Consider the following 1,462-nt stretch of genomic DNA (forward strand, 5'->3'; position numbering starts at 1 on the left):
GGTCCGGTCGGCCCGATGGGCGACCCCGCGGAACCCGTCGCGGGGGCGATGGATCACCTGGTCGGGCCGGTGGAGCCGGTGGTGATTCCCTCCGTGCCGCTGACCGATCCCACCCCGCCCTTGCCCCTGCCGGAGCCCGAGGCGGCGCTCGCCGGGCCGCCGGCGGCGCCGGACGGGGAGCCGGGCAGCGCTGGTGGCGGCCCGGACTCGGCGTTCGGCTCCGGGCTGGGGGATGCCCCGTACCGGGACGAGTCGGGAGGCAATGCGCCGACGGTGTGAGGGAACGCGATGGGCGGCCGCGGTGTATGAGAAGTGTCAGGCGAACGGGGCGGCGCCGGTGGGGGTCGCTTGAGAGGGAGGCAGCCATGGTGGAAGCGGCGACGGACAGGGCTGAGGGCGAGTCGGTGGGCGACACCGTGGGCTTCCTCTACCCGGGATATTCCGCCGAGGACGACTATCCGCGGCTCGAAGCGATCCTCGATGCCGGTGTCCGGCTGCCCCTCGTCCATACTGATATCGGCGAGGACGCCCATCGGGTGGACGCCCTGCTGGAGATGGGTTCGGCCGCCCGGCTCGCCGCCGGGGTGGAGGAGCTGAAGGCGCGCGGCGCCCAGGCCGTGGTCTGGGCCTGCACCAGCGCCAGCTTCGTCTTCGGCTGGGACGGCGCGCATGAGCAGGTGCGCGAGCTGTCGGAGACGGCGGGGCTGCCCGCCTCCAGCACGTCCTTCGCCTTCGCGCGCGCCGTGCGGGCGCTGGAGGCCGAGCGGGTGGCCATCGCCGCGACCTATCCGGAGGATGTCGCGGATCACTTCAGGGCCTTTCTCAAGGCGGCGGGCGCGGAGGTCGTCGCGATGCGCGGCAGCGGGATCATCACCGCCGCCGAGGTCGGNNCTGCGGCTGGCCCGTGCCGGCGACCATCCCGACGCCCAGGCGGTGCTCCTTCCGGATACCGCCCTGCACACCGCCGCCTGGATACCCGACCTGGAGGAGGCCGTCGGCAAGCCGGTGCTCACGGCGAACCAGGTCACGGTCTGGGAGGGGCTGCGGCTGCTCGGGAGGGAGGTGCCGTCCGACCGGCTCGGGGAGCTCTTCCGCGCGGCGTGAGAAGAGCAGGAGCCCCACGGGAATAAAGCGGAGCCATTCTCCGGTTGGCAGTCTGCGGTGCGGAATGACGCACACTGAGCGGCGCAGACAGGGCGACAGGGAGGCGGGCCACCGTGGCCGACGAGCAGGACCGGCAGGGCGAGCAGCAGAACCAGCAGGGCGAGCAGAACCAGCAGCAAGGCGCGGAAGGACGAGCAAGCGCACAGGGCGGGCGCGACCCGCAGGGTGAGCAGGGTGAGCAGGGCGGGGCGCAGGGGCACGGCGTCTATGCCACACCCCGGGGAAGCGCCCCCATTCCGCTGTCGGTGCTGGACCTGGCGACCGTCGGCAGCGGGCTGACCGCCGCGCAGGCGCTGCG

The 1,462-nt window shown here is 73.4% G+C and carries 3 pseudogenes; all 3 read left to right on the plus strand.

Annotated features, from left to right (window positions below):
• A pseudogene (locus CCN51_RS51345) lies at window positions 1–279 on the plus strand (hypothetical protein); the annotation flags it as partial.
• A gap of 86 nt (window positions 280–365) precedes the next feature.
• Window positions 366–1,104 (plus strand): annotated as a pseudogene (locus tag CCN51_RS51350) (maleate cis-trans isomerase family protein).
• 113 nt (window positions 1,105–1,217) lie between these two features.
• A pseudogene (locus tag CCN51_RS51355) lies at window positions 1,218–1,462 on the plus strand (alkanal monooxygenase); the annotation flags it as partial.

It is taken from the genome of Streptomyces milbemycinicus (assembly GCF_002154605.1).
Taxonomy (GTDB): Bacteria; Actinomycetota; Actinomycetes; order Streptomycetales; family Streptomycetaceae; genus Streptomyces; species Streptomyces milbemycinicus.